Source organism: Falsigemmobacter faecalis (genome assembly GCF_003863335.1).
Lineage (GTDB): Bacteria > Pseudomonadota > Alphaproteobacteria > Rhodobacterales > Rhodobacteraceae > Wagnerdoeblera > Wagnerdoeblera faecalis.
Genome location: NZ_RRAZ01000001.1, coordinates 80,184 through 97,224, shown reverse-complemented (window position 1 = coordinate 97,224; position 17,041 = coordinate 80,184). Strand labels below are relative to the sequence as shown.

Below are 17,041 nucleotides of genomic sequence, written 5' to 3'. Positions count from 1 at the left end.
AAACCGCAGCCGTTTCACTTTGCGGCTGCAGGCCTGCAGGTCAGCCCCTGCCCCTCCTCCGGCACAAGCCCGCCGTCTTTTTCGCGCAGCCGGAAGGCAAAAGTGATCCCCGGCCCTGAGGGAAAGGTGCTGCTGCCAGCGTAAAGAAAGATCACGCCATCCTTACGGCTTTCGGCCCTGCCCGCCCCCAGAAGCACGCCGCGCGGGCTTTGCAGGAGGAAGCTTCCGTCGCGGTCCAGGGTCAGGCGGATGTTGCGGCGGGTCTCGCCCTCCTGCCAGCGGCAGTCAAAGGCCCCCTCCGGCAGCGCCTCAGCCGAGAGAGGCCAGAGCAGCAGGAGAAGCGCCAGCGCTTTCATCTGAGGTTCAGCCCTTCCAGCGGATCCGTCAGCACAGCTTTCATCCGCGCCGCCACATAATCAATGAACAATCGCGTTTTCGGATCCTGCAGCTTGCGGTGCGGCGTCAGAACCGAAAGCTGCACCGGCAGCGGCGGGGTCTGTCGCGCCACCGGCACCAGGGTCCCTGCGCGCAGGTGATCGGCCACCTCAAAGATCGGCTTCATCACCACGCCACGGCCATCCAGCGCCCAGCCGGTCAGCACATCGCCATCGTCAGATTCAAAAGGCCCTGTCACTTCAAAGCGTTGCGGGCCTTCAGCGGTCACCAGGGTCCATTGAAACTCCCGCGCTCCGGGGTAGCGCAGGTTCAGACAGTCATGGCCCTGCGACAGCAGATCCGCACCGTTTTCCGGCAGGCCCCGTTTGGCGATATAACTAGGTGCCGCGCAGAGAATGCGCGGGCAATCGGCCAGCACCCGCAGTTTCAGATCCGAATCCTGCGGGATGCCGAGATGGAAGGCGAGGTCCAGCCCCTCAGCCGTGACATCAATCCCGCGATCCGAGAGCCGCAGGCGCACGTCGATCTGCGGCCATTCATCTTTGAACTTTGGCACCAGCGGCGCGATGAGCCGCCGCCCGACGCCTAAGGGAGCCGCGATAAACAGCGTCCCGCGCGGGTTGGCGCCCGCATCGGTGACCGCAGCCTCAGCCTCTTCAATGGCTTCAAGGATGCGGCGCGCGCCGTCATAGAAGATGCGGCCATTGCCGGTGGGTTGCAGCATGCGGGTGGTGCGGTTGAAAAGCCGCACGCCGAGATGCTTTTCCAGTTCCGAAATCCGCGCCGAGGCCACCGCCGGAGAGGTGCGCTGGTCGCGCGCCGCAGCCGACATGCTGCCCAATTCATAGACACGCACGAACATGCGGATGGTGCTGACATAGGACATCGGCAGGCCCCCCGGGCGTCGGTTACGTTTTTCGGTGATTTTTTGAAACTGCCTTGCGATTATCCAAGGTAACGAAAGGGTGTGCAACCGTATACCATCGGAAGCGAAGCGGAGAGGAATGACCATGTATGATCTGATGGTTTTTGGCGCCTGGGCGGAATTTGCAGTGCGCTGGCTGCATGTGATCACGGCAGTCGCCTGGATCGGCTCAAGCTTTTACTTCATTGCGCTGGATCTGGGGCTGCGCAAAGCGCCCGATCTGCCCGAGGGCGCGCATGGCGAGGAATGGCAGGTCCACGGCGGCGGGTTTTATCACATCCGCAAATATCTGGTCGCCCCGGCCTCGATGCCCGAGCATCTGACCTGGTTCAAATGGGAGAGCTATGCGACCTGGATGTCGGGCTTTGCGCTTTTGGTGCTGGTCTATTATCTCGGCGCGAATTTCTATCTGGTTGATCCCAATGTGCTGGATATTCCGGTCTGGGGGGCGATCCTGATCTCAATGGGGTCGCTGGTCTTTGGCTGGCTGGCCTATAACCAGCTCTGCAAAATCTTTGTGAACGCGAATCAGACCGTGGTCATGGTGGCGCTGTTTTTTGTGCTGGTGGCGATGGCTTACTTCTATACCAGCGTGTTTTCGGGTCGGGCGGCGCTGCTGCATCTGGGGGCTTTCACCGCCACCATCATGTCGGCCAATGTCTTTATGGTGATTATTCCCAACCAGAAGATCGTGGTGGCGGATCTGATTGCCGGGCGCAAACCCGATCCGAAATACGGCAAGATCGCCAAGCAGCGCTCGACGCATAACAACTATCTGACGCTGCCGGTGCTGTTTTTGATGCTCTCGAACCACTATCCGCTGGCTTTTGCGAGCGAGTATAACTGGATCATCGCGAGCCTTGTCTTCCTGATGGGCGTCACCATCCGGCATTATTTCAACTCAAACCACGCCCGCACCGGCAATCCGATCTGGACCTGGGGCGCGACGGCGGTGATCTTTGTGCTGATCATGTGGCTGTCCTCGGTGCCCTTCCGGGCGCAGGAGGAGGCCGCGCTTTCGCCGGCGGCGGCGCGGTTTGCGCAGGCCCAGGGCTTTGACCAGGTGGCGGAGATCGTCATGGGGCGCTGCGCCATGTGCCACACCGCCGAGCCCGCCTATGAGGGGCTGATGTGGGCGCCGAAAGATGTCCATCTCGACAGCCCCGAGCGGGTGGCGCATCACGCCCGCGAGATCTGGCTGCAGGCGGGGATGACCCATGCCATGCCGCCCGCCAATCTGTCTTTCATGGAAGACGAAGAGCGCGCTGCGATCCGCGCCTGGTTTCGCCGCGCGGCAGAGGGCTGAGGCGGCTGAAGGGGCCGCTGCGCGGCGGCCTCCGGCGGGAGTATTTTGAAAAAGCCAAAGCGTGCGGGCCTGCCCCCGGTCAGGGGCGGGCGCTTTCTTATTTGAAGCGGGCTTTGAACCTTTGCCAGCGCGATCCGGCGCGGGTGCGGGCGGCAGCGGCGCGGGCATCCATCGCATCCATGCGGTCGGTGACACGGTCGCTCATCGGGTCGATCACGCGTTCGCGGAATTGTGCCAGCATGCGCCAGATCAGGACGACGAACAGAGCGAGGGCGATCAGGATGGAGACGGCGGCCCAGGGGAAGATGGAGACATCGGGTCCGGCGACGGGTCGGATGGAGACCGCATTGGGGAAGATCGAGAAGAACTCATTGCGCCAGCCGTAGTGTTTGACGGCCACCCATTTGGGGTTTTCGGCGGTGGAGTTCAGCGAGGACGACAGCGCCTGAAGATCGAAGCTGTTGAATTTGAAATAGGGCGGCCAGCCCCAGGCGGTGTCTTCATTGCGGTAGACCATGGGTTTGCCGTTGGGCTGGATGGTCTCGATGAAGAAGACATCGCGGGTCATGCCATCGCTGGCCATGCCGCTTTCGGGGGCGGACCAGAAGAAGGAGTTCTCGCCAAAGTCGATGCGCTTGGTGCCGGCGCCGACGATGCGGACCACATCGGTCTGCGGCAGGTTGTAGTGGAGAACTGAGCCGATCAGCAGAACGACCACGAGCAGCAGGCCGCGCAAAAACCAACGCATCGCCAGATCCTTTCAGTTAAAGTTTGTCAGCCAGATCAATACAGCAATTGTCACCGGAGGCACGATCCAGATCGCCCCAAGGAGCCGGCGGCGGGCGGATTTGTCGTAGAGCCGGAGGCCTGCGGCGATGAAATCTTCGCGCCGTCCGGCATGGGGCTTTGCTTCCCAGCGTCGCTCCAGCCGCTCGCGGGCGAGGGAGCGGGCGTAAATTGCGACAAGGACATAGAGAACGCTGAGGACGATCAGCAGAAGGACGAGGAGCCGCAGAAAGCCGATCATGGCTGCCTTCCTTTGCGGCGCACAAACCTGACGGTGAGGACGGCGACTGCCGACCAGAGGGCCAGCCAGAGCAGAAGATCCGCGGCGAGGAAGGGCAAAAGCCCGCCGCCGAAGGCGTCAGATCCGGAGGGTTTGCTGAGCACCACATCTTCCCACCAGAAGACCATGGCGGAGGAAAGCGCGCCGAGAAAGACCAGCACCAGGGCCGGGGTGGTGACGCGCCCGCCCTTGCGGCCAGCGGCCTCAACAAGCGCGCGGAAGGCCGTGACGAGCATCATCAGCGGCATGGCGATGGCGAGAAATGATCCCATGGCGGAGCCTGCGGGGGCCATTGGTGGTCCTTTGCGAATGCGTGCCTTTGCAGCATAGACCCGGGCGGGCCTGCCGCGCCACGGCTTTCCGCAGCCTGCCCCGAGAGAAGGCTTGCCTTGCAAAATCACCTCGCGCATCGTTGCGCCATTATGACCGAAACACGCATCCTTTCCGAGATTACCGCGCGCCGTGACGATCTGATCGCGCTGACGCAGGGCCTTATCCGCATCCCGACGCTGAACCCGCCGGGGCGCAATTATCGTGACATCTGCGACTATCTTGCCGCGCGGCTGGAGCCGCAGGGCTGGAAGGTCGAGTTTATCCGCGCGCTTGGGGCGCCCGGGGACAGTGAGACTTATCCGCGCTGGAACCTTTTGGCCCGCTATGAGGGCGGGTTGCCGGGCGACTGTGTGCATTTCAACAGCCACCATGATGTGGTGGAGGTGGGCCACGGCTGGACGAAAGATCCCTTTGGCGGCGAATTGGAAGACGGCAAAATCTACGGGCGCGGCGCCTGCGATATGAAGGGGGGCCTTGCGGCCTCTGTCATCGCGGCGGAGGCGTTTATTGCCGCCTGCCCCAAATTTAAGGGCGCGATTGAGATTTCTGCCACCGCCGATGAGGAATCGGGCGGCTTTGGCGGCGTGGCTTATATGGCGCAGAAGGGCTATTTCAGCCCTGAGCGCGTGCAGCATGTCATCATTCCTGAGCCTTTGCACAAAGACCGCATCTGTCTGGGCCATCGCGGGGTCTGGTGGGCGGAGATTGAGACCAAAGGGCGGATTGCCCATGGCTCGATGCCTTTCCTTGGCGACAGTGCGATCCGGCATATGGGCGCGGTGCTGGAGGAGATGGAGCATGAGCTTTATCCGCATCTGACCACCAAACACACCGAGATGCCGGTGATCCCGCTGGGGGCGCGGCAGTCGACGATGAATATCAACTCGATCCACGGCGGCGAGGCCGAGCCGGAGCCGGGCTATACCGGCCTGCCCGCGCCCTGTGTGGCCGACCGCTGCCGGATGATCATTGATCGCCGCTTCCTCATTGAGGAAGATATCAACGAGGTGAAGGGCGAGATCACCGATCTGCTGGAGCGGGTAAAAGACAAACGCCCGAGCTTTGACTACTCTGTACGTGACCTTTTTGAGGTGCAGCCCTCGATGACCGATACGGAGGCCCCGGTGGTGAAAACCGTGGCGGGGGCGATCGCGAAAGTGCTGGGTACACAGGCAGAATATGTTGTCTCTCCCGGGACTTACGATCAAAAGCACATCGACCGTATTGGCAAGCTGAAGAACTGCATCGCCTATGGGCCGGGGGTGCTTGATCTGGCGCATCAGCCCGATGAATGGGTGGGCGTTGAGGATATGATCGACAGCGCCAAAGTCATGGCGCTGACGCTGCAGGAACTGCTTTTGTAACGATGCGCGGGCGGCAGGTTCCGCCGCGACCAACAGCAAAAGGGCCCCGGAGAGGCCCGTGAGGAGGATTGATGTTCAACCGTCTGAAGCTTTCCGTGGCCGCCCTGGCGCTGATGGCAGCGCCGGCTTTCGCCGCGAATGACAGCGTGATTATCGGTATTGCCCTGGAGCCGCCGACCCTGGATCCGACCAGCGGTGCCGCTGCGGCGATCCGTGAGGTGACCCAGGTCAATATCTATGAGGGTCTGACCCGCTTTGGGCCCGATGGCTCGATCCTTCCGGCGCTGGCAAAGTCCTGGGACATTGAGGAAAACGGCAAGGTCTGGGTGTTCCATCTCAATGAGGGTGTGAAATTCCACGACGGCACCGCCTTTGATGCGGATGACGTGAAATTCACGCTGGAGCGCACCACGGCCGAAGGCTCGACCAACGCACAAAAGCAGCTTTTCAACGGCATTGAGACCATTGAGGTGGTCGACCCGAAGACCGTGAAGATCACCCTCAAGGCGCCGGATGCGAATTTCGCCTTCAATATGGCCTGGGGCGATGCGGTGATGATGGCCCCGGAATCGGTGGCCGAAAATGCCACCAAGCCGGTCGGCACCGGGCCTTACAAGCTGGGCGAATGGATCAAGGGCGACCGCATCGATCTGGTGGCGAACCCGGACTACTGGGGCGCAAAACCGGCGATCTCAAAGGCGACCTTCAAGATCATCGCCGATCCGACCGCGGCGCTGAATGCCATGATGGCGGAAGATGTCGATGTCTTCCCGATCTTCCCGGCCCCGGAAACTCTGGCGCAGTTTGAGGGCGATTCGCGTTTTCAGGTGCTGAAAGGCACCACGGAGGGCGAGACGATCCTGGGGCTGAACAACAAAAAAGCCCCGCTGGATAACGTGAAGGTCCGCGAGGCGATTGCCCATGCGGTGAACCGTCAGGAGATCATTGACGGCGCGATGTTCGGCCTGGGCACGCCGATCGGCACCCATTTTGCGCCGCACCATCCGGCCTATGTCGATCTGACCGCGCAGTCGGCCTTTGATCCCGAGAAGGCAAAGGCGCTGCTGAAAGAGGCGGGCGTTGAGAACCTGAAGCTGCGCCTGGCGCTGCCGCCGCCGATGTATGCCCGCCGTGGCGGGGAAATCATCGCAGCACAACTGCGCAATGTCGGCATTGAGACCGAGATCTCAAACCTTGAGTGGGCGCAGTGGCTGGAGCAGGTCTTTAAGGGCAAAGACTTTGATCTGACGATCATTTCCCACGTCGAGCCGATGGATATCAATATCTATGCCCGTCCGGATTACTACTTCGGCTACGGCAAACCTGAGTTCGTAGCGCTCCTTGATGAGCTGGCGGTGACCGCAGATGACGCGAAACGCACCGAGCTGCTGCAGTCGGCGCAGAAGATGATCGCGGATGATTATGTCAACGTCTACCTCTTCCAGCTGGCAAAAGCTGGCGTGGCAAAGGCGGGCCTGAAGGGACTGTGGCAGAACTCGCCGGCACCGATTATCGACGTCGGCGCGCTGTCCTGGGACTAAGACACCCGCGTGAAAGATCAAAGGCCGGGGGAGACCCCGGCCTTTTCCTGTCCCCGGCCCCGCCTGCAAGGAGCAGCCATGCTGATTGAGAAACTGACCCGCGAGGGCATTGCCCCCGAGATCACCCGCCCCGATCCGGAGAGTGTCGTCTCAGGCGATCCGGTTCACACCACCTGGAACCGCGATGAGGCCGAGGGGCTTTATGCCGGTCTCTGGCAGTCCACCCCCGGGGCCTGGCGGGTGAATTATGAAGAGTGGGAATATATCCGCATCCATGAGGGCCATTCGGTCCTCACCGGCGATGACGGCAGCCGGGTAGAGCTGCGGGCCGGAGACAGCTGGCTGATCCGGCCCGGCTATTCGGGCGTCTGGGAAGTCCTTGAGACCACGCTCAAGGACTATGTGATCAGGCTCTGATCACACCCCGTTCATTCCTGGACTTTGCGCACGAATTCGGACTTCAGCCCCATCTGGCCGAAGCCCGGGATCTTGCAGTCGATGTCGTGATCGCCATGCACCAGGCGGATGCCACGCACTTTGGTGCCGACCTTCACCATATTGCTTGAGCCTTTGACCTTCAGGCTTTTGATCACCGTCACGGTGTCGCCGTCCTGCAGGATATTGCCCACGGAATCGCGGATCTCGCCCAGGGCTCCGGCCTCTGCGCCGGCGCCGGGCTGCCATTCATGGCCGCATTCCGGGCAGGCCAGCGCTTCGCCGTTTTCATAGGTGAAGTTGGATTTGCACTCCGGGCAGGGCGGCAGGTCTTCGGACATGATGGCTCCTTTCAGGGCGATCTAAAAAGAAACGGCACCGGGTTGCCCCGATGCCGCGAATATCGCTGTGAATGAGCTTACTCGATCACAGTGTTCGGGTCGAGCGCGAGAGCCGCATCGACCGCCTCATCGCCTTCCATCTGACGCGATTCCGCGACCGAGCGGATCCTGACGGTCGCGCGCGGGTCCACCTTGTCATGCAGATCAAGGATGTCCTGGTTATAAAGCCGGATGCAGCCCGCCGAGGTGGCATTGCCGATTGAGGTGAAATCCCCGGTCCCGTGGATGCGGAACATGGTGTCCTTGCCGCCGCGATAGAGATAAAGCGCACGCGCACCCAGCGGGTTCAGCGGACCCGGCTCCATGCCATTGACCTTATCGGCATAAAGCTCGGGCTGGGTGCGGATCATGTTGCGCGTCGGCGCCCAGCGGGGCCATTCGGCTTTGCGGCCGACATAGGTCGTGGCTTTCAGACCACGGCCCTCTTCGCCCACCGCGATGCGGTAGCGGTCTGCCGTGCCATCGGCGCGGACATGATAGAGATATTTGACTTGCGGATCGACGACGATGGTGCCGGGGCGCTCATCGCCGGAATAGGCCACATTGGTGCGGCGGTTCTCCGGGGGCACATATTGCGCGGGCACGGCCGGAATGGTGAAGCCACCGTCCTCGATAGCGCCGTATCCCGGCACCTCCTGAGGGGTAACGGAAGCCGGCGGGCCGCCACAGGCAGCCAGAAACGCCGCGGTGCTTAAGGCACAGACGGCTCGAATAAGAGTGACAGACACGTAATCTATTCCCCCGGGGAAATGAACGTTGGGCAACTGCGCCCATTGCACCGGCTCACACCGGCCCGGTCAAGGGTTGCAAAGCCGCAGCGGCGATGAAAGGCCACAGGCGTTACCCCCGAGCCGCAGCCCGGTTCCGCCGCCCCTCACGCCAGAGCGTGAAAATTCCCGAGGCCACAACGACCGCTGCCCCGAAAAGCGTCAGCGCATCGGGGAAATATCCCGAGATCACCCAGCTGAGCATCAGCGCCCACAAAAGCGCCGAATAGCGGAAGGGCGTGACGAAGCTGACATCCCCGGTCCGCATCGAGCGAATCACCGAGATATAGCCGGTCACAACCGCCAGGGCCGCCCCACAGAGCATCGGGATCGCCGCAACCGGCACCTCGCCCCAGGGCTCGCGGGCTGAGATCACCAGCGAAACCAGCAGGACCCCCGCCGCCGCAAGAAAGGCCACGCTGGCCGAGGGGATGTCTTTCGGCAGCCGCCGGGTGCTTAAATCGCGCAGCACCACAAAGCAGACCGAGATCAGCACAAAGACCGTCGGCAGACCAAAGCCGTCCGAGCCGGGCCGGATGATGATCAGAACGCCGCAGAACCCCGCGCAGATCGCCAGAAAGCGCGGCAGCCCGACCTTTTCCCCCAGAAAGAAGGCCGCCGCCGCCGTCACGGCCAGCGGCGTCGCCTGCAAAATGGCCGTCACAATCGCCAGCGGCAGCGCCACAAGGCCAAGAAAGAAGGTCACCGTAGAGGCCACTTCGGCAAAGGTGCGCAGCCCGGTCAGTTTGCGCTCACGCCAGATGCGGTCGAAATGCAGCCCGCCGCTGACTTTGCCGAGCAGCAGCAGCAGCGGCAGTGTCAGCAGCCCGCGCAGCGCAACAGCCTGATAAAGCGGCATCATCTGTGAGACCTGCTTCATCAGCGAATCGCCGATGGTAAAAGCGGCCATGGCCAGCAGCATGAAGCCGGCGCCCTTCAGATTGTCCCTGGACGCCAGACCTGCGCCTTCCGGACTGCCTCTGCCATTCATCTGCGGATCTTCCCCCTGCCCTCCGCTGAGGCCTAGCATGCCGCTATTTACCCGGCCAGAGCGGTCCCTTTCACAAGGCCGGACGGCGGTATTTCGGCAACGCTGTGGCCCCCGCCTCAGTCAAAGCGGAAGCATTTTTCGCGTGAGGTGGCACCGCGGATCAGCGTCAGGCGGCTCGGTGCCACGCCCATGGCTTTGGCCAGCAGACGCCGCACAGCCTCATTGGCTTTGCCGTCTTCGGGCGGGGCGGAGACGCGGATTTTCAGCCCCTCTGCGCTCTCTTCAAGGGCGTCGCGGCCGCCGCGCGGGGTGACGCGCAGGCGGATTTCGGTGCCAGGTTCAGCCAGGCGGGAAAGATCGGGCAGGCGCATGCCCGGGCATTTTGCCGCGCCTTTCATCTGCTGGCAAGAGAGCGGGTCTAAAATGACGCAACCGCGTTAACCCAAAGCGAGCAGGCGCGGCACCACGACAGCAGGATCAGACCGATGACAGCACAACCCTCCGGGCGCACGGCCCTTGTTCTCGGCTCCGGCGGGGCGCGGGGCTGGTGTCATATTGGCGTGTTGCGCGGGATTGAGGCGCTTGGCCTCAGGCCGGATATGCTGGTCGGCTGCTCGATGGGGGCGCTGGTGGGCGCGGCCTGGGCGGCGGGGCAGCTGGACGCGCTGGAAGATTTTGCCCGCGGCCTGACCCGCAGCCGGGTGCTGCGGATGCTGGATCTGCGCCCGGGCTCTGGCGGGCTGATCGGTGGCGGCGGGATCACGCATCTGCTGCTGGGGGAGCTGGGCCTCAGCGGCAGTTTTGCAGATCTGCCGCTGCCCTTTACGGCTGTGGCTGCGGATCTGGACCTGGGCCAGGAGATCTGGTTGCAGCGCGGCGATCTGGCCCCCGCGATCCGCGCCTCTGCCGCCATGCCGGGCATTCTGGCCCCGCAGTGGCTGGAGGGGCGCTGGCTGATCGACGGGGCTGTGGTCAATCCGGTGCCGGTCTCAGTGGCGCGCGCCATGGGGGCGGCGAGTGTGGTGGCGGTCAATCCGACCACCCGGGTGCTGCGCCCCGCCAGCCATCCCCTGCCCCCGGAAGGAGACACCGCCGCCCCGGCGCCGTCGCGCTTTGCCCGGCTGATCCCGCTCTGGTCTGAGAAAGCGCCTGCCGCCGTGCCGCCGGCCCCGGGCTATCTCACCCTCGTTGCCCAGGCGCTGGACATTATGTCCGAGCGGATCCGGCGCAGCCGCCTGGCCGGGGATCCGCCCGATCTGCTGATCGGCGCGCGGCTGCAGGATCTCTCCGCCCTTGATTTTCACCGGGCGGGAGAGGCGATTGATGAGGGCCACCGCATTGCCGAGCTGCACCGCGATGTGCTGCGCGAATGGCTCAGGCCGTCAGCTTCGACAGCAGGAAAAACACCGCCCCCGCCAGAGCCGCCGTCAGCGGAACCGTGATGATCCAGGCGGTCAGCATGGTCAGCACATGCGAGCGGCGCACCAGCCTGCGGCGGTGCCGCTCTTCTGCCGGGGCGTGGATGTCGTCGCGGATTTTGCGACCCCGCGCGGCCTCGCGCCACTCGCGGTAAAAGCCCAGACCAAAGATCGCGCCCACCGCGATATGGGTCGAGGAGACCGGCAGCCCCATGGCCGCCGCCGCAATCACCGCCACCGCCGTTGCCAGCGCCACGCAAAAGGCGCGCACCGGGTTCAGGCGGGTGATCTCTTTGCCGACCAGCAGCACGAGGCGCGGACCAAAGAGCAAAAGCCCCAGCGCAATCCCCGCGCCGCCAATGGCCATGACCCAGAAGGGCAGGCCCACGGCTTCCATATAGGCACCGCCACCGCCCGCAGAATAGACGCTGACAATGGCCGCCAGCGGCGCCACCGCGTTGGAGACATCCGACGCGCCATGCCCGAAAGACAACAGCGCCGCCGAGATCACCAAAAGCGGAGAGAAGAGCTTTTTCAACGCTTTGCGCTTGTTCGACAGCCCCTCGGCCTGACGTCGCACCAGGGGGCGCGCGAAAGCCCAGGTCAGCAGCGCCACCCCAAGGCCCAGCACCAGCGCCGTGCGCCAGCCGCTGCCGGTATGAACCGCAAGCCCCCTCGCGCCCAGATAGACCGTGAAAGCCCCCGCCATCAGCGCCATCAGAACCGGCAGCCAGAGGCGGGCTGCCGCCAGACGGTCCCCGGCCTCGGCGATGAAGCGGTTGATAAAGGCCAAAAGCGCCGCTGCCAGCACGCCGCCCACCAGGGGCGAAGCCACCCAGCTCAGCGAGATCACCGCCAGCAGCCCCCAGTCCACCGCCTGAGGCCCTGCCGCGGCAATGGCCGCCCCCGCAACCCCGCCCACGATGGAATGCGTGGTTGAAACCGCAGCCCCCGCCCAGGTCGCCAGATGCAGCCAGACCGCCGTGGCCAGCAGCGCCGCCATCATGGCCCGCACAAAAGCCCCCTGAGAGGGAAAGGCCTCTGCGTGAATGATCCCGTCCGAGATCGTCGCCACCACATCGCTTCCCGCGATCAGCGCCCCCGCCACCTCGCAGACGGCGGCCAGGATCAGCGCCCCGCCCAGCGTCAGCGCCCGCGCGCCCACCGCAGGACCGACATTATTGGCCACATCATTGGCCCCGATGGTCAGCGCCAGATAAGCGGCAAGAATTGACGCAAGAATGACCGGCAGCCCGCCGCCCTCTGAGACCGGAACAATGCCCGAGCCCAGCGCCACGATCGCCATAAAGGCCAGCGCCAGCCCCGGGGCCAGCAGCGGCCGTGCCACATGACGCCCCGCAAGCTCCATCGTGCCGATACGGCCGAGGTCTTTATCAAGCGTTTTCCATTGCGGATCGGGCGGCAGAGCCATGGCGGTCTAAGGTCTCCGGGGTCGTCTCAGGGGGCCTGCGACCTTCGGCGAAAGCGCAGCAAAGGGCAAGTGCGGCGGATCAGCCCGCAGGCCGCCCCCCGTCCAGCCGGTCCCGAAGCGTCCCGATCACCTCGCCCAGCGCCTCAACATCGGCGCGGCGCGCGGCCAGATCAATCGGCCACATCTGCCGCTCGCGCCTGCCTGCTTCGGGATAATCCTCGGTGAGCTGGGTGTCGGTCATAACGAAGATCGCCAGATCCGTCGGCACTTCCAGCCCGTCATTGCGCCGCTTGTTCGAGGGGATGCGGGCAAATTCGCCCGGCATCATCCGCCCCGTCGCGCCCGCTTCTTCCCAGGCCTCAATCTCCGCCGCCTCGGCCAGGGTTTTACCGTCCATCGGCCAGCCCTTGGGAATGATCCAGCGCCCGGTGTCGAGGGTGCGCACCAGCAGCACCTCCGGGCCCTGCGGCCCCTCGCGCAGGCAGATGACCCCGGTCTGCAAGGCCCGGGGCCGGAAAATCATACCACGGAGAAATGCCATCAGGCCCAAGGATCTGCCTTTCCGTCCAATACTTTGCGCGCAAATCCGACGGCCCGTGCGATATGGCTTTGCTGCACCGGGTGCTCCATCGGCAGCCGGGTCATCACCCAGCCCACCGAGGCACAGCAGCGCGCCAGTGTCATCACCGGCAAAAGATCCACATCCAGCACCCGCACCGCGCGATACCCCTCACAAAGCGCCTGCACGAGATCCGGCAACCCCGGCTCGGCCAGACTTTGGCTGAGCAGTGTGCCGGGATCATAGGCGCGCAGGCCAAAGCCTGAATCGTCAAAGTCGATCAGGGAATAGCCCTTTGGTCCGGAAAGAACATTCTCGCGCAGCACATCGGCATGGATCAGACCGCAATCGCCCGAAATTTGCGCAGACTTTGCCCTGTCAAAAACAACTGCCTGAGATTTGTGCAAAAGATCGCGCTCTGCCGGGGTCAGCAGCGGATGATCGGTAAAGCGCCCCCAAAGCGGGGCCGCTCCGGCCAGCCCTTCGGCATCCCAGGCGGGCCGGGTGAACCCCTGCGGCAGGGCCAGCCCGTCAGTGGCCTGATGGCAGGTGGCAATCAGACCACCGACACCCGCCATCAGAGCCTCTTTCGCCGCAGCCGTTCCCGCCAGGGGCACAGCCGCCGCGCCAATGGCCGCGCCCTCCACCCAGTCAATCACCGAAGCGAGCCGCCCGCCGGAAAGCTGCTGCAGAAGATCCCCCGAGAGGGCCGGAAGCGGTGCCGGAACCGGCGCCCCTGCCCCCGCCAGCGCCGCGCACCACCACAACTCAGAGCGGATGGCCGCCGGATCCTGATAGCCCCGGCGGTGCAGCCGCAGGGCAGCCGGACGGCCCCCCGGCAGGGTGATGGCATAGACGGCATTCTCCCGCTCGGTGATCGGGCGGGGGTCACGCGCACCCCAAAGCGCCGCGGCCTCAATCGCCTCCGGGCTCATGCCCGCACCGGGGTTTTCTCCAGCGCATCCTGGAGCGCCGCGATCAGCAGATCGGCATTTTCGCGCGAAAACGGCATCGGAGGCCGCATTTTCAGCGTGTTACGGTTGCGCCCGATATTATTGAGGATCACGCCACGCTCCAGCATCGCCTCGATGACATCGGCGACAAAAGCGGTGGCGGGCGCGCCCTCAGGCGTCAGAAACTCCAGCCCGAAGAAGAGCCCCTGCCCGCGCGCCTCTGCGATCCAGGGGTGCGAAAGGCTGCGCAGACCGTCGAGCGTATAGGCCCCGACCTCACGGGCGTTCTGCTGCAACCCCTCCTCCTCCATGACATCCAGCACCGCCATGGCCGCCGCCGCCGAGACCGGATTGCCGCCGAAGGTGTTGAAATAGGCGAAAACTTCACGGAAGGCGCGCATTACATCCGGGCGCGCAAAGACCGCGCCGATGGGATGGCCATTGCCCATCGGCTTGCCCAGCGTCACGATATCGGGCGCGAAACCTAAGAGATCATGGCCCCAGAAGGTCTCTCCCGCGCGGCCAAATCCGGGCTGCACCTCATCGCAGATGATGACGCCCCCCGCCGCACGCACCGCCGCCACGGTCGGATCAAGAAAGCCCTTCTCCACGCAGGGCAGCCCCTCATTGGCGAAAAGCGGACACAGGATCAGCGAGGAAAAGCCAAAGCCCCGCGCCTCCAACCCGGCAATCGCCGCCTTCACGTGACCGGCAAAGGCCTGGGCCTGACCCTCGCGGCTGCCCCCCACCGGGGCCAGGCTGTCGGGCGCGGGGATGCGGATGATGTTCTGCGGATAGCCCCCCACCGGAGGGCGGCGCGACGACAGCCCCGAGGTCAGGGCCGAATTGCCGTGATAGGTATTGTCGGTGGCAATGATCCCGGTTTTGCCGTTCACCGCCTGGGCCATGCGCAGCGCGAGGTCATTCGCCTCTGAGCCGGTGCAGACCATGATGGCCTGACTGGTGCCATGGTGAAAGGTCGCGCCCAGCCGCTCGATATAATCGAGAACGCCTTCATGCAGATAGCGGCTGTGGGTGTTCAGCGTCAGGGCCTGGGCGGTGATCGCCGCAACCACTTTGGGATGCGAATGCCCGACATGGGGGACGTTGTTGTAGCAATCGAGATAGCGCCTGCCCGCTTTGTCCCGGAGCCAGACCCCCTCGCCCTTCACCAGATGCAAAGGATTGCGGTAAAAGGTCGGCACCTCCGGCCCCATCAGCCGGGCGCGGCGCGCGAGCAGATCTTCGGTCATTCGTCTTCGTCCCCCACTTTGGCGCGGTTGGATTTCAACGCGCCCCTTGCCTGTTTCGTGGCCACCCGTCTGCGCTTGCTGGCCAGGGTGGGTTTGGTGGCGATGCGCCGCTTGGGTGCGATCAGGGCCGCGCGAATCAGCTCGATCAGCCGTTCCCGCGCCATCTCGCGGTTGCGGGCCTGAGAGCGGGTCTCTTCGGCCCGGATCAGGATCGCCCCATCGTCCAGCCAGCGCCGCCCCGCCAGCCGCTTCAGCCGGTTTTTCACCGGATCCGTCAGCCCGGGAGAGCGTGCCGCCTCAAACCGCAGCTCAACCGCGGTTTCCACTTTATTTACATTCTGTCCGCCCGGACCCTGAGACCGGGTGAACTGCTCTGACAGTTCCCAGTCTTCGATCCGGATTTCATCCGTTATCCGCAACATACCCCACGCTACCGCGTCTGCACGGGCGGCGCAAAGGCTCTGGCAAAAACGGAGCGGCGGTCCCATATGACCCCCGAAGGAGCCCGCGATGACTGCACAGATGATCCCCGCCTATAACGCTGACGGCCGCCTTGGTCCGGTGGAAAAACTGGAGGTGCACCGCAGAGGCCTGCGCCATCCGGCCATCTCGGTCTTTGTGCGGGCGGGGGATGAAATTCTGCTGCAACAACGGGCCTTTGGCAAATATCACACGCCAGGTCTCTGGGCCAATACCTGCTGCACCCATCCGCATTGGGGCGAAGACATGCGGGCCTGCGCGCTGCGGCGTCTGCAGGAAGAACTGGGGATCACCGGGCTGGTGCTTTCACCGGCGGGCGAGATCGAATACCGCGCCGATGTCGGCGCGGGACTGACCGAGCATGAGGTGGTGCAGATCTTTACGGCTGAAGCCACGCGCGATCTGCCGCTTGCGCTGAATCCCGATGAGGTCGCCTCCATCCGCTGGATGACGCCCGAGGCGCTGCGCGAGGCGATCCGAATCACCCCAGAGGCGTTCACCCCCTGGCTGCGGATCTATATGGACCAGCAGTTCGCCCATATTTTCAGCTAAACGCCCAACAAAAAGGCACCGCAAATTGCGGTGCCGTTTTATTTTATCGATCGGGTGCCGACCTCTGCGCTTAGTCCGCGCCACGGAAGGGCTGCACATATTGCAGCGCCATATCCCAGGGGAAGAAGATCCAGGTGTCCTGGCTCACCTCAGTGATATAGGTATCGACCTGCACGCGGCCCGCCGGTTTGGCGTAAACGGTCGCGAAATGCGCCTTGGGGTAAAGACGGCGCACCAGCTCAATGGTTTTGCCGCTGTCGACCAGATCATCGACGATCAGAATGCCCTCACCATCGCCCAGCAGCTCAGCCTGGGGCGCTTTGGTGACCATGGCTTCCGCGCGATCCTGATGCGAATAGCTTTTGACCGAAATGGTATCGACCACGCGGATATTCAGCTCCCGCGAGACGATCATCGCCGGAACAAGACCCCCGCGGGTGATGCCGACCACAGCTTTCCAGGTGCCGCCTTCGCCAGGGCCGCGGCCGTCCAGACGCCAGGCCAGGGCACGGGAATCGCGGTGGATCTGGTCCCAGGAAATGTGGAACCCTTTTTCATGAGGCAGACGCTCGGGAGCCATAGGATCCTCTCAGGTAATGGCGATATGAAAGGCGCGCAGCCCCGAAGCACCACCATCTGGCCCCGCAGCGGTTCTGACGCCGAAATAAATACGGCGGCTGCCCTCAGGGAGAACAGCCGCAGCAAGGAAGCCAGTCAGGCGACCCCATGCCGGAAGTGTGCCACAGGACCCGCGCCAAGCCAAGCGCCGAGCCATAGTCTGCGGCAAACTGACGGAAAAAATCGCGCCGCCCGCGCCACCAAAAGGCGCGCAGACCGGCAGTTTTGCAGATAAATTGCACCGGCCTGAG

General features: G+C 63.8%; 21 protein-coding genes. 6 read left to right on the top strand and 15 right to left on the bottom strand.

Annotated elements, in window-relative coordinates:
* Window positions 1-14: 14 nt before the first annotated feature.
* Window positions 15-356: a hypothetical protein gene (locus EG244_RS00590; RefSeq protein ID WP_124963062.1), complete on the bottom strand. Its 342-nt coding sequence runs from the start codon at window positions 354-356 to the stop codon at window positions 15-17.
* The gene (locus EG244_RS00585; protein ID WP_124963061.1) at window positions 353-1,282 is read right to left on the bottom strand and encodes a LysR family transcriptional regulator; all 930 of its coding nucleotides are present in this window, start codon (window positions 1,280-1,282) and stop codon (window positions 353-355) included. Before EG244_RS00585 ends, EG244_RS00590 begins: the two co-directional genes overlap by 4 nt.
* Before the next feature lie 124 nt (window positions 1,283-1,406).
* On the opposite strand from EG244_RS00585, the gene EG244_RS00580 reads away from it, so the two are divergent.
* Window positions 1,407-2,627 carry a urate hydroxylase PuuD gene (locus EG244_RS00580; RefSeq protein WP_124963184.1) on the top strand — a complete coding sequence of 407 codons (1,221 nt, stop codon included), beginning with the start codon at window positions 1,407-1,409 and terminating at the stop codon, window positions 2,625-2,627.
* Window positions 2,628-2,724: 97 nt separating this feature from the next.
* On the opposite strand, the gene EG244_RS00575 is transcribed toward EG244_RS00580, so the two are convergent.
* From EG244_RS00575 to EG244_RS00565, 3 genes are read right to left on the bottom strand one after another with little or no spacing between them, the layout of a single operon-like run.
* Window positions 2,725-3,375 carry a DUF1523 family protein gene (locus EG244_RS00575; RefSeq protein ID WP_124963060.1) on the bottom strand — a complete coding sequence of 217 codons (651 nt, stop codon included), beginning with the start codon at window positions 3,373-3,375 and terminating at the stop codon, window positions 2,725-2,727.
* A gap of 12 nt (window positions 3,376-3,387) precedes the next feature.
* Window positions 3,388-3,654 carry a hypothetical protein gene (locus EG244_RS00570; protein ID WP_124963059.1) on the bottom strand — a complete coding sequence of 89 codons (267 nt, stop codon included), beginning with the start codon at window positions 3,652-3,654 and terminating at the stop codon, window positions 3,388-3,390.
* Window positions 3,651-3,986 (bottom strand): hypothetical protein, encoded by a 336-nt coding sequence (locus EG244_RS00565; RefSeq protein WP_199737678.1) that lies wholly within the window; start codon window positions 3,984-3,986, stop codon window positions 3,651-3,653. The genes EG244_RS00570 and EG244_RS00565 overlap by 4 nt, the downstream gene beginning before the upstream one ends.
* Before the next feature lie 129 nt (window positions 3,987-4,115).
* On the opposite strand from EG244_RS00565, the gene EG244_RS00560 reads away from it, so the two are divergent.
* The 3 genes from EG244_RS00560 (at window position 4,116) to EG244_RS00550 (ending at window position 7,348) form a co-directional block, all read left to right on the top strand.
* Window positions 4,116-5,390, top strand: coding sequence for an acetylornithine deacetylase/succinyl-diaminopimelate desuccinylase family protein (locus EG244_RS00560; protein WP_124963057.1), 1,275 nt, complete (start codon window positions 4,116-4,118; stop codon window positions 5,388-5,390).
* 71 nt (window positions 5,391-5,461) lie between these two features.
* Window positions 5,462-6,931 carry an ABC transporter substrate-binding protein gene (locus EG244_RS00555; protein WP_124963056.1) on the top strand — a complete coding sequence of 490 codons (1,470 nt, stop codon included), beginning with the start codon at window positions 5,462-5,464 and terminating at the stop codon, window positions 6,929-6,931.
* 78 nt (window positions 6,932-7,009) lie between these two features.
* Window positions 7,010-7,348, top strand: coding sequence for a cupin domain-containing protein (locus EG244_RS00550; protein ID WP_124963055.1), 339 nt, complete (start codon window positions 7,010-7,012; stop codon window positions 7,346-7,348).
* Between the two features lie 11 nt (window positions 7,349-7,359).
* Here the strand turns inward: EG244_RS00550 and EG244_RS00545 are convergent, their stop codons facing one another.
* The 4 genes from EG244_RS00545 to EG244_RS00530 form a co-directional block, all read right to left on the bottom strand.
* Complete coding sequence (locus tag EG244_RS00545) at window positions 7,360-7,707, bottom strand: zinc ribbon domain-containing protein YjdM (protein WP_124963054.1); 348 nt, start codon at window positions 7,705-7,707, stop codon at window positions 7,360-7,362.
* A 77-nt stretch (window positions 7,708-7,784) separates the two neighbouring features.
* Complete coding sequence (locus EG244_RS00540) at window positions 7,785-8,399, bottom strand: L,D-transpeptidase (protein WP_199737674.1); 615 nt, start codon at window positions 8,397-8,399, stop codon at window positions 7,785-7,787.
* Window positions 8,400-8,607: 208 nt separating this feature from the next.
* On the bottom strand, window positions 8,608-9,525 hold the full coding sequence (locus EG244_RS00535; RefSeq protein WP_158617210.1) for a DMT family transporter: 918 nt from the start codon (window positions 9,523-9,525) through the stop codon (window positions 8,608-8,610).
* Between the two features lie 116 nt (window positions 9,526-9,641).
* Window positions 9,642-9,896 (bottom strand): DUF167 domain-containing protein, encoded by a 255-nt coding sequence (locus EG244_RS00530; RefSeq protein WP_124963051.1) that lies wholly within the window; start codon window positions 9,894-9,896, stop codon window positions 9,642-9,644.
* Between the two features lie 114 nt (window positions 9,897-10,010).
* Here EG244_RS00530 and EG244_RS00525 point away from each other — a divergent pair, with 114 nt between their 5' ends.
* Window positions 10,011-10,967 carry a patatin-like phospholipase family protein gene (locus tag EG244_RS00525; RefSeq protein WP_124963050.1) on the top strand — a complete coding sequence of 319 codons (957 nt, stop codon included), beginning with the start codon at window positions 10,011-10,013 and terminating at the stop codon, window positions 10,965-10,967.
* Here the strand turns inward: EG244_RS00525 and EG244_RS00520 are convergent.
* The 5 genes from EG244_RS00520 to arfB form a co-directional block, all read right to left on the bottom strand.
* A complete protein-coding gene (locus EG244_RS00520) occupies window positions 10,900-12,375 on the bottom strand; it encodes an inorganic phosphate transporter (RefSeq protein WP_124963049.1) in 1,476 nt (491 codons plus the stop codon). The two genes, EG244_RS00525 and EG244_RS00520, sit on opposite strands and share 68 nt — an antisense overlap.
* Before the next feature lie 79 nt (window positions 12,376-12,454).
* Complete coding sequence (locus EG244_RS00515; protein WP_124963048.1) at window positions 12,455-12,916, bottom strand: NUDIX domain-containing protein; 462 nt, start codon at window positions 12,914-12,916, stop codon at window positions 12,455-12,457.
* Window positions 12,916-13,869: a phosphotransferase enzyme family protein gene (locus EG244_RS00510; RefSeq protein WP_124963047.1), complete on the bottom strand. Its 954-nt coding sequence runs from the start codon at window positions 13,867-13,869 to the stop codon at window positions 12,916-12,918. The genes EG244_RS00515 and EG244_RS00510 overlap by 1 nt, the downstream gene beginning before the upstream one ends.
* The gene (locus tag EG244_RS00505; RefSeq protein WP_124963046.1) at window positions 13,866-15,140 is read right to left on the bottom strand and encodes an aspartate aminotransferase family protein; all 1,275 of its coding nucleotides are present in this window, start codon (window positions 15,138-15,140) and stop codon (window positions 13,866-13,868) included. The genes EG244_RS00510 and EG244_RS00505 overlap by 4 nt, the downstream gene beginning before the upstream one ends.
* Window positions 15,137-15,562, bottom strand: coding sequence for an alternative ribosome rescue aminoacyl-tRNA hydrolase ArfB (gene arfB, locus EG244_RS00500; protein ID WP_124963045.1), 426 nt, complete (start codon window positions 15,560-15,562; stop codon window positions 15,137-15,139). Before arfB ends, EG244_RS00505 begins: the two co-directional genes overlap by 4 nt.
* Window positions 15,563-15,650: 88 nt before the next feature.
* Here arfB and idi point away from each other — a divergent pair, with 88 nt between their 5' ends.
* Window positions 15,651-16,172 (top strand): isopentenyl-diphosphate Delta-isomerase, encoded by a 522-nt coding sequence (gene idi / locus EG244_RS00495; protein WP_124963044.1) that lies wholly within the window; start codon window positions 15,651-15,653, stop codon window positions 16,170-16,172.
* Between the two features lie 70 nt (window positions 16,173-16,242).
* On the opposite strand, the gene gpt is transcribed toward idi, so the two are convergent.
* Window positions 16,243-16,752, bottom strand: a complete 510-nt coding sequence (gene gpt, locus EG244_RS00490; protein WP_124963043.1) for a xanthine phosphoribosyltransferase — start codon at window positions 16,750-16,752, stop codon at window positions 16,243-16,245.
* Between the last annotated feature and the right edge of the window lie 289 nt (window positions 16,753-17,041).